Genomic DNA, 8,550 nt, shown 5'->3' with positions numbered 1-8,550 from the left:
TTGTCTTACCGTGGTCAACGTGTCCGATTGTTCCAATGTTTACGTGGGGCTTATTTCTTTCAAATTTAGCTTTTGCCATTTCTTTCTTCCTCCTTTTAATCTTTTCAGTCTTTATTAACTCCCAAACGATTTCTGTGACTTAGTAAACTTATCCGGGTGTGTCTATATGTATTAAATAAATTTTTGGAGCCCATGAGCGGATTCGAACCGCCGATCTCCGCCTTACCAAGGCGACGCTCTGACCTGCTGAGCCACATGGGCATTACTGTAAAATATTTTACTATCTTATTGTGTGAAAGTCAATGACTTTCTATGTAAAATTATTTCCAGTTTTTAGCTGCTTCTAACTTCTAAGTATCTCTCCAGCTTCCTCTTCACTCGCTGCAAAGCATTGTCTATGGACTTCACATGTCTATCCAAGTCCACGGCTATTTCTTGATAAGATTTCCCTTGGAGATAAGACATCAATACCTTCCACTCCAGATCACTAAGAATCTCCCCAATTTTCGATTCTATGTTGCCCAATTCTTCCCTAGAGATGATCAATTCTTCGGGATCAGAAATCTTTACTCCCGACAATACATCTAATAAGGTTCTATCAGATTCTTCATCATAGATGGGTTTATTGAGGGACACATAGGAATTCAGTGGTATGTGTTTCTGTCTTGTGGCAGTTTTGATGGCAGTAATGATTTGCCTCGTTATGCAAAGCTCTGCGAACACTCGGAAAGACGATAGCTTGTCTGCCCTGAAGTCACGGATTGCTTTAAAAAGCCCTATCATCCCTTCTTGAATAATATCTTCTCGGTCAGCACCAATTAAGAAATATGAACGAGCCTTTGCACGGACAAAGTTTTTATATTTCTTAATGAGATATTCCTGAGCTCTGGCATCTCCTTGTCTCGCATCTTCAACAACGTCTTCATCAACCATTCGTTCATAATTGTCTAGGACTTCTTTCTGTACAATAGCTCCCACCAATATCGCCCCCGATTACTTATTTCACAAGCGCAAAAACTGTATTTCCATTATACATCAGTTTGTCCCTATCCGTCAAGTTGGTTTACTGCCTTCGTCTCCATCGCTCTAGGATTTCAAAAACATTTGCATCGATCCGATCCCCTAATCGATCATAGTTTTTTTGTACTTCATTGGTCTTTGTTCGGATCTGTTTTTTTACCAGCTCTATCTCAATATGCAGTTCCCTAGCCGAAATCCGTGTAGCGCCGCTGCCTAAAACTACCTGCTGTTCTGCCCAATCAGAAGTGGCTACCCGCACCACATTCCTCCTATTTTTTGTTAGTTCTTCCACCTTTTTCTCAATATAAGAATCCGCCGTCTGATGTTCTTTTGTAAAAATTATTTCCACGCCATGTAAAGATTGTTCTTTAATCAGGGTCCCTTTTACAAGGTGGGCATCAAAAACAAGGATTACACGATCTCCAGTAAAAGACTTGTATTCCACCAACAGCTCTATCAATCGATCTCTTGCTTCCTGTAAATGTTCTACCCCTAATTTTTTCAGTTCAGGCCAAGCATTGATTACATTGTACCCATCAACCAATAGATATTTCTTCAAAACGCTGTCACCCTATCTCTTTGTTGCTTTCTGTTTCATTGCTTCGTACATCAAAACTGCAGCTGCTACAGATGCATTCAGAGAGCTAACTTCACCCTTCATTGGTATATTAACAATAAAATCACATTTTTCTTTGATAAGCCTTCCTATCCCTTGACCCTCACTGCCAATCACCAAAGCGATCTTGCCTGTAAGATCACTTTCATAGAATGCCTTTTCTCCATCCATATCAGCAGCAATAATCCATAGACCTTTTTCCTTTAATTTATCAATAGTTTGGGCTAGGTTTGAAACCTTTGCAACAGGGACATATTCGATGGCACCCGCCGATGATTTAGCCACCACAGCCGTCAATCCTACAGCCCTTCTCTTTGGTATGATTACCCCATGAGCACCAACTGCATTAGCTGTTCTCAATACAGATCCTAAATTATGGGGATCTGTTATTTCATCTAGAATGATTACAAATGGATCTTCTCCTTTTTCTGCTGCATGGGCCAAAATATCCTCCACGTCCACATAACTATGGGCCGCTGCGAAGGCAATAACCCCTTGGTGTGCATGGGATTCCGAAAGTTGATCCAACTTTTGTCTTTCCACCTGTTGAACAGGAATTCCCCTATCCTTGGCCATCCCCATAATTTTTGTGATTGATCCTTCTGCTGCACCTTTTGCTACAAGAATCTTATCGATTTCCCTTTCAGCCTTCAGTGCCTCCAATACTGGGTTTCTTCCTTCAATTTTATCCGTTTCTGCCATTTCGGTCACCTCGTTCATTCTTTTTCAATGCATCATCTCTTTATGCTATTTATTCCATAAACAGCATATGTATCTTTAGTCTGCCCTTAAATCTCAAATCTATAATCCTTTGAACTTTTCACGGACCTCCATGATCTTTCCACAAGTCATGGAACCTTCCGGACAAGTACCTTTAATACAGTTTGGTCCTGCATATTTAAACAAATTAGGGGCGACATTTCTAACTAAACTCAACATTTCTGTGGCTAGCTCTCGTATCTCCCACTGGGCTCTCTCACAACAGCGATGATGGAAAAAGTTCATCAAGGTTCGCGCATTCATCGTCAGTACAATTTTGGTCTCACATGCGTTCGGAAAAACATAACGAGCATCCTCTATGGCGACTTTTTCTGCCATTCTTATGGCCTGCTTCTCCGTTTTCCCTTCCTCAACCAATCGTTGATAGTGCTGTTCTTGTAGAATCCCTACCAATTCATCATATAATTTTTGATCCGATACCATAGCTTCTATAAATTTCGCCTTGGCTTCTGGTATCGCAGCAATACTCGGAGGAATGATATAATCAAACTGGTCCAGCTTAACATATCGCTGGGATTGTTGAGAATAAGAGGCGATACGATGTCTTACCAACTGATGGGTTAGCACACGGCTTACCCCTTCTACAGCAAAGGTAAAGCTCACATGTTCAATGGGAGACTCATGGCCTAATCCCATTAACATATCAACGAATTTTTCTACCTTTTCTGACTGTAGGTCTTCCATAATACTATCTACGCCTACGGCAGAATAACAAAGCTTCGCGGCTGCAGCCACGACTTTTTCAGGTTCTGGTGTATGTTGGATCAATGTAATTTTCAAGAGAATCCCCCTTCTTTTGTATAGATCGAATATGCGTACTCGTAGAATGCGGTCAAGCCTAACTAAAGCTTTAACCTTACCGGTTAGCTGTTAGCCGTTAAAAAACCTAAAATCATTCAAACCTCTAAAGCGTAAAGGCTATACCTATCTTTTCGGAACGACGAGGGCGTCGTTCCCTACAATGGTTTTCATGCTAACGGCTAACCGCTAACAGCTAACCACCTATTACACTTACTTCTCATTATTGGTAGCTACCTTGAACTCCTTGTAGGGAATGATATGCAAGAAATAACCCCTAACCTTTGCTTGGTATTTTCCTTCAATGTCATCCTTCACAAGCTGGTTGTTTCCTTGAGCGTAATATTCTATGGTAGAAATTCCTTTTGTATCCACCTGCTTAATATCAACGATTCTATATTTCACGATCCCTTTATTTTTAAGAAAACCACCGTACTTCTCATCTACAGCTCTTTCCACAAACTGTTTTACTTTGATCTCATCTCCACTTAGATTTCTTACCTCATCCAAAACCAGAGATTTTGTAACAAGGATCACTGCAAGAAGCAACGTGATATATAGATAAACCTTCTCCTTTTTTCCCATTTCCTTCACTCCTAATCCTTCGTTTTTTCCTCGATGATTACGATTGCTTTTTCCACGATTTCTTCAATGCGATCATGCTTGTCCATCAAATATAAATACCCAATCAAAGACTCGAAGCCTGTGGCATATCGATAATCCGCAAGATTGGCATTTTTAGGCACAGAGCCTGACTTTTGATTCCTTCCTCGTTTGATGATACCCCACTCTTCCTCACTCAGTTGATGCTCAAGCTCATGGACAGCATGGGCTTGAGATGCCGCCTTTACAAATCTCGTAGCAATCTTGTGGAGTGCATTTACATTGCCCCCATATTTGTTTATGATGTAGCTTCGAATATATACCTCATAAACAGCGTCTCCTATGTAGGCATATACCAAAGGAGAGAGAAAACGAATTTCTTCCTCTGTCTTTTTCGCAATACCTAAGGAAGTCAGAATATCCTTCTTCATCATGCAACCAACCTTTGTCAATTTTTTAGTAGCCTAACGATGGACATCTTCGTATATTTATACACACAGCGAAGATGTATCCATTTCTTTGGTACGCGGTGCACGGCACACGGTGTCCGGGAAAACATTAGTGATTATCCGACTTTATCTATCGTCAATTCACTCACATACCATCTATCTTATTATCTTCTAAAAATTCATATTTTCTATACATTACCATAAGCATCTTATCATAATCTACTATGAATCTCAAGGTGCCGAAGCCTTATATTCAAAGCATATTAAACTGCCGATGGGGATCATCGGCAGTTTAATGCCTTCTAGTTTAATTTAATAATCTGAACGCCTTGAGGGGTATCTTTTAAAGCGATACCTTTTTCTTTTAACTGATCTCTGATTTGGTCGGCTAGGGCGAAGTTCTTCTCTTTTCTCGCCTTCTGTCTTTCCTCGATTAATTGCTCTATTTCTGAGTCAACACCAGATTCATCTTTTTTACCCAGTAGCCCTAGTACACCAGCCAGCTCCATTAACAAGTCATAACTTTTTTGTATCAATTCTTTTGAAGCTGTTCCTTTTACATGGGAATTGATTTCTTTTACCAACTCAAAAATTGCAGCAATAGCGTCTGCAGTATTTAAGTCATCATCCATGGCCTCAATAAACTTTGACTTATATGCTTCAAAGTCAGCAAATATTTCTTTCTCTCCTTCTTGCATTTCGAGTTTTTCTACCTTTTCCAGCAGGTGGGATAAGTTGTTTTTCGCATTATACAAACGTTCTAAAGCATTTTGTGCCTGCTCCATCAATGTTCTGCTAAAGTTAATAGGATTTCGATACTGAGCAGAAAGTAAGAAAAATCGAATAACCTCTCCATCAAACTCTTTCAATATGTCTCTTACAGTAAAGAAATTCCCCTTTGACTTAGACATTTTTTCATCATTGATGGTGATATACCCATTATGAACCCAATATCTTGCAAAAGGATGTCCAGTGCATGCTTCACTTTGGGCAATTTCATTTTCGTGATGGGGAAAAATTAGATCTTGCCCTCCCGCATGGATGTCGATGGTTTCCCCCAGGTACCGCATGGACATTACAGAGCATTCAATATGCCAACCTGGTCTGCCTTTTCCCCATGGACTATCCCATGATTGCTCTCCTGGCTTTTGTGCCTTCCATAGGGCGAAATCCATTGGGTTCTTCTTTACTTCCTTTACTTCAATCCTCGCGCCCAGTTCTAAATCTTCAAGGCTTTGTTTTGAAAGCTTTCCATAGTCTTCAAATCTAGTCGTGTCAAAATATACATCTCCATGTACCTCATAAGCAAAGCCTTTATCAATGAGCCGCTGAATAAAAGCAATAATCTCTGGTACATTTTCTGTTACCTTAGGATGTATATCCGCTTTCTTAACCCCAAGGGCCATAGCATCCTTAAAATATTCATCAATGTATTTTTCGCTCACTTCACTCGGGCTGATTCCCTCTTCCATAGCCTTGGCAATGATTTTATCGTCGATATCGGTAAAGTTTTGGACAAAGGTCACCTTATATCCACTATACGCCAAATATCTCCTCATGGTATCAAAAACCGTAAAAGGTCGTGCATTTCCAATGTGAAAATAGTTGTATACCGTAGGACCGCACACATACATTTTTACTTCTCCTGGCACCATTGATACGAATTCTTCTTTCTTTCTCGTTAGTGTGTTGTACAATTTCATTGTTTTCTCTCCTTTTCTAACATTTTCTTTTCCAATTCAACAATTCGTTTCCTTAAGCATTCTAGCTCTTCTGCAATCGGGTCTGGCAATCTTACTTGATCTAAGTCAATTTCTTCTTTATGCATACTCTTCAATTTCACATTATCCTTTATTACAATGTGTCCTGGCACACCTACTACCGTACAATTAGGCGGCACCTCTCTTAGCACAACAGAACCTGAACCAATTTTCGAATCATCTCCTACTGTAAAGGGCCCTAATATCTTGGCACCACTGCTAATCACCACGTTATTGCCTATGGTAGGGTGTCTTTTCCCCTTTTCTTTCCCTGTTCCTCCTAAAGTTGCACCTTGATAAATGGTTACATCATCTCCAATTTCAGCCGTCTCCCCAATGACTACGCCCATACCGTGGTCTATAAATAGGCGTCTGCCAATTTGCGCCCCTGGATGAATTTCGATCCCTGTGAAAAAACGGTTGATCTGAGATACGATCCTCGCCAGCAGCTTTAAATTTCTTTTGTATAAGCCATGGGCAAGCCGATGAGATATTACGGCGTGTATCCCTGGATAGCAAAGAAGCACCTCTACCCAGCTATTGGCCGCTGGGTCTCTTTCCATAACTGCATGTATATCTTCCCTAATGGACTTAAACACTTGAGACATATCCTTTATTCTCCCTCCTTTTATCACTACATCTTCAAAATTTGTGCAAAACTATGCTTATAGCTCTTCCTAGGTATTATCTTACTCCGGTTAGCCGTTAGCGGTTAGTGGTTTGCATGTTCTGCGCTGTAGCCTTTGGAGCTGACTTTCATCGTCTATCCTATCAACAATAAAAAACCTCCATCTCCATACATATATACAGAGACGAAGGTTGTTCGCGGTTCCACTCTGCTTAGGAAGTAACTTCCCCAGCTTTATGAGCCTGTAACGGAGCTCAGCCGATTGCGCCTACTCAATTTCGGACAACGACTCATAGGTGCATTTCGGTTTATCAATACCTTAAGCTACTCTCAGCCAATGATAGCTTCTCTCTGTCAGGATAAAATAAACGTACTCTCCTAATCATGGTCTTTTATTTATTATAACAAATTGTTCTTTACATAGTCTATGCGAGATAGAATATTTTGTTTACCAATTACTTTTAAAGTTAAAGGAAGATCTGGTCCATGAACTGCACCTGTTAAGGCTACACGGATCGGCATGAAAAGATTCTTGCCTTTTATTCCTGTTTCTTTCTGAATTTCCTTGAAGATACCCTTCACCACATCTTCATCTACAACTTCAATAGCTTTAATCTTTTCACCAAATACTTCTAGCAATTGAGGCAAATGCTCTACCTTTAAAATCTCCTCTGCTTCCTGATCTTCAGGCTTTATTTCCGTTGTAAAGAAAATATCTACTTTATCTACGATCTCTCCCACATAGGAAAGACGATCTTGTAGCACTGTTACCATATCTTTGATCCACTGGTACTTTTCATTAACTTCCACTTCAGTGACATAACCTGCTTTTATCAAGTGGGGAATTGCCAAATCCGTGATGCGCTCCACTGGACTCTCTTTGATATAATGACTGTTGATCCAATTCAACTTGTCTGTATCAAAAACACCCCCGCTTTTGGATACTCGCTCTAGGCTAAATTTCTCAATCAATTCCTCCATTGAGAACAACTCCTGATTATCCTCAGGACTCCAGCCTACCAAGGCAATATAGTTTACCAATCCTTCTGGTAGATAACCTTTTCGAACAAAATCTTCTACTGCTACGTCCCCTTGGCGTTTGCTTAATTTTTTGCGTTCAGCATTTAATATATTCGGCAGGTGCACATATTGTGGTGCCTTCCAGCCAAACACCTCATAAAGATATACGTGCTTAGGTGTGGAAATCAGCCATTCTTCACCGCGGATGACATGGGTAATCCCCATCAAATAATCATCTACCACCACTGCAAAGTGATAGGTTGGGAATCCATCGGATTTCATTAACACTTGATCATCGATATCGTTGGTATTTACTGTTACATTGCCTCTAACCACATCAGAGAACTGTATATCTCTATTCTCTGGTAGTTTTAAACGAATCACATAGGATTCTCCATTGGCGATTTTCGTCCTTGCCTCTTCCAAGGTATATTGTCTGCAATGTCCATCATACTTCGGCGTCATCCCTGCTGCTTTCTGCTGTTCCCTTACTTCTTCCAATCTTTCCCTAGAACAGAAACAATAATATGCATGACCCGCCTCTAGAAGCTCTTGGATATATTTCTGATAAATCTCTAATCGCTCCGATTGAATATAAGGTCCGTGATCTCCTTTTTCCACAAGCTTGTCATCTTCCAGAACTGCTCCTTCATCATGGTTTACCCCGGCCCAAGCCATGGAGTTCAACATCCCTTCGATGGCGCCCTCTACATATCTTGTCTGGTCTGTATCTTCAATTCTCAAGATATACTGACCACCATTTTTTTTTGCAAACAAATAATTGTAGAGCGCGGTTCTCAAGCTGCCTATATGTACAAACCCCGTGGGACTTGGTGCAAATCTAACTCTTACTGTCATTTTATTGCCTCCCAATAC

Annotated in this window: 9 protein-coding genes, 1 tRNA gene and 1 other annotated feature; all 10 genes read right to left on the bottom strand. The window is 40.4% G+C overall.

What is annotated here, in order from left to right:
* Nucleotides 1–184: 184 nt before the first annotated feature.
* The 10 genes from K0R93_RS16565 to gltX all read right to left on the bottom strand — a co-directional run bounded on the left by K0R93_RS16565 (nucleotide 185) and on the right by gltX (nucleotide 8,532).
* Nucleotides 185–261 (bottom strand) — tRNA-Thr (locus tag K0R93_RS16565).
* A gap of 72 nt (nucleotides 262–333) precedes the next feature.
* The gene (gene sigH, locus K0R93_RS16560; protein ID WP_300303594.1) at nucleotides 334–984 is read right to left on the bottom strand and encodes an RNA polymerase sporulation sigma factor SigH; all 651 of its coding nucleotides are present in this window, start codon (nucleotides 982–984) and stop codon (nucleotides 334–336) included.
* 79 nt (nucleotides 985–1,063) lie between these two features.
* Nucleotides 1,064–1,579: an NYN domain-containing protein gene (locus tag K0R93_RS16555; RefSeq protein WP_300303582.1), complete on the bottom strand. Its 516-nt coding sequence runs from the start codon at nucleotides 1,577–1,579 to the stop codon at nucleotides 1,064–1,066.
* 12 nt (nucleotides 1,580–1,591) lie between these two features.
* The gene (gene rlmB / locus K0R93_RS16550; RefSeq protein ID WP_300303580.1) at nucleotides 1,592–2,338 is read right to left on the bottom strand and encodes a 23S rRNA (guanosine(2251)-2'-O)-methyltransferase RlmB; all 747 of its coding nucleotides are present in this window, start codon (nucleotides 2,336–2,338) and stop codon (nucleotides 1,592–1,594) included.
* A 99-nt stretch (nucleotides 2,339–2,437) separates the two neighbouring features.
* On the bottom strand, nucleotides 2,438–3,196 hold the full coding sequence (thyX, locus tag K0R93_RS16545) for an FAD-dependent thymidylate synthase (RefSeq protein WP_300303577.1): 759 nt from the start codon (nucleotides 3,194–3,196) through the stop codon (nucleotides 2,438–2,440).
* A 231-nt stretch (nucleotides 3,197–3,427) separates the two neighbouring features.
* Nucleotides 3,428–3,799 carry a hypothetical protein gene (locus K0R93_RS16540; protein WP_300303574.1) on the bottom strand — a complete coding sequence of 124 codons (372 nt, stop codon included), beginning with the start codon at nucleotides 3,797–3,799 and terminating at the stop codon, nucleotides 3,428–3,430.
* 11 nt (nucleotides 3,800–3,810) lie between these two features.
* Nucleotides 3,811–4,248, bottom strand: coding sequence for a Mini-ribonuclease 3 (locus K0R93_RS16535; protein ID WP_300303571.1), 438 nt, complete (start codon nucleotides 4,246–4,248; stop codon nucleotides 3,811–3,813).
* Nucleotides 4,249–4,568: 320 nt separating this feature from the next.
* The gene (cysS, locus tag K0R93_RS16530) at nucleotides 4,569–5,969 is read right to left on the bottom strand and encodes a cysteine--tRNA ligase (RefSeq protein ID WP_300303568.1); all 1,401 of its coding nucleotides are present in this window, start codon (nucleotides 5,967–5,969) and stop codon (nucleotides 4,569–4,571) included.
* Complete coding sequence (cysE, locus tag K0R93_RS16525) at nucleotides 5,966–6,634, bottom strand: serine O-acetyltransferase (protein ID WP_330685192.1); 669 nt, start codon at nucleotides 6,632–6,634, stop codon at nucleotides 5,966–5,968. Before cysE ends, cysS begins: the two co-directional genes overlap by 4 nt.
* Before the next feature lie 197 nt (nucleotides 6,635–6,831).
* Nucleotides 6,832–7,049: a binding site (T-box leader), on the bottom strand.
* A 4-nt stretch (nucleotides 7,050–7,053) separates the two neighbouring features.
* Nucleotides 7,054–8,532, bottom strand: coding sequence for a glutamate--tRNA ligase (gene gltX, locus K0R93_RS16520; RefSeq protein ID WP_300303565.1), 1,479 nt, complete (start codon nucleotides 8,530–8,532; stop codon nucleotides 7,054–7,056).
* Between the last annotated feature and the right edge of the window lie 18 nt (nucleotides 8,533–8,550).

It is taken from the genome of Anaerosolibacter sp. (assembly GCF_029240175.1).
Lineage (GTDB): Bacteria > Bacillota > Clostridia > Peptostreptococcales > Thermotaleaceae > Anaerosolibacter.
This window is presented reverse-complemented; position numbering and strand designations above follow the sequence as displayed.